The sequence below is a fragment of the Acinetobacter gyllenbergii genome (assembly GCF_001682515.1).
Lineage (GTDB): Bacteria > Pseudomonadota > Gammaproteobacteria > Pseudomonadales > Moraxellaceae > Acinetobacter > Acinetobacter gyllenbergii.
Genome location: NZ_KV575279.1, coordinates 1 through 1,257 on the forward strand (window position 1 = coordinate 1; position 1,257 = coordinate 1,257).

Sequence of the window (1,257 nt, forward strand, 5' to 3'; positions counted from 1 at the left end):
TGTAGGCAGTGTTGTTGTAGATAAAGCAACAAACACAGTTAAAGGTCTGAGCAACACGACGTGGAATGGCACAGCGGTATCAGGTCAAGCGGCGACTGAAGATCAGTTGGCAGCCGTGGACAGCAAGTTAGGTGGTTTGGACGATGCAGCAGTTAAATATGACGATGCAACAACCAAAGACAAAATCACACTTGCGGGTGCTGGTGGAACCACGATCACTAATGTGAAAGCGGGTGATATCAGTTCAGCAACATCGACAGATGCGGTGAATGGTGGTCAGTTATTCACGACCAATCAAAACGTAACAACTGCACAAAATGCAGCGGATGCAGCGCAAGCAACAGCAGACAAAGGCATCAAGTTTGGTAACGGCACAAGCAGTAACCAATTTGCTTTGGGCGATACCATTAATGTTAAAGGTTCGACTGATGGCAGCATTATCAGTACGACGACAGCGGATGGTGTACAGCTTGGCTTGGGTAATACCATTAAAGTGGGTACCGCGAATCCAGTTACAATTGATGGTACAGCAGGTACAATCGGCGGGTTAAGCAACAAGACTTGGAATGGTACAGCGGTATCAGGTCAAGCGGCGACTGAAGATCAGTTGGCAGCCGTGGACAGCAAGTTAGGTGGTTTGGACGATGCAGCAGTTAAATATGACGATGCAACAACCAAAGACAAAATCACACTTGCGGGTGCTGGTGGAACCACGATCACTAATGTGAAAGCGGGTGATATCAGTTCAGCAACATCGACAGATGCGGTGAATGGTGGTCAGTTATTCACGACCAATCAAAACGTAACAACTGCACAAAATGCAGCGGATGCAGCACAAGCAACAGCAGATAAAGGCATCAAGTTTGGTAACGGCACAAGCAGCAACCAATTTGCTTTGGGCGATACCATTAATGTTAAAGGTTCAACTGATGGCAGCATTATCAGTACGACGACAGCGGATGGTGTACAGCTTGGCTTGGGTAATACCATTAAAGTGGGTACCGCGAATCCAGTTACGATTGATGGTACAGCGGGTACAGTCGGCGGGTTAAGCAATAAGACTTGGAATGGCACAGCGGTATCGGGTCAAGCAGCAACCGAAGACCAATTGGCAGCAGTGGACAGCAAGTTAGGTGGTTTGGACGATGCAGCAGTTAAATATGACGATGCAACAATCAAAGACAAAATCACACTTGCGGGTGCTGGTGGAACCACGATCACTAATGTGAAAGCGGGTGCTGTAAATTCAAGCTCGAC

General features: G+C 47.6%; 1 pseudogene. It reads left to right on the plus strand.

The window, feature by feature from the left end:
- Positions 1–1,257, plus strand: a pseudogene (locus NG55_RS20370) (hypothetical protein); the annotation flags it as partial.